General features: G+C 73.3%; 1 protein-coding gene. It reads right to left on the bottom strand.

All coding sequences use genetic code 11. The features are described from left to right. On the bottom strand, positions 1-236 hold a 236-nt coding region (locus tag HA630_RS27280), incomplete at both ends, for a TRAP transporter large permease subunit (RefSeq protein ID WP_166832169.1).

Raw genomic sequence — 236 nt, 5'->3', positions numbered from 1 at the left:
ACGGCCCCCGATTCGGTCGGCGTCATCACCCCCAGCATGATGCCGGCGATCACCACCACCGGGATGACGGCGGGCACCAGGCCCTCCACCACCACCTTGAGCGAGCCGGTGCCGGGGTTCGAGCGCCCGGCCGGCAGGCCCGGCCCGACGAGCCCGCTCAGGAAGATCACCAGCGCCAGCGCCGCCACGATCAGCAGGCCCGGCACGATGCCGGCGATGAACAGCGGCGCGATCGG

Source organism: Aquabacterium sp. A08 (assembly GCF_011742065.1).
Note: the sequence above shows the minus strand (reverse complement) of the source record. Positions and strands in the feature narration are given on the sequence as shown.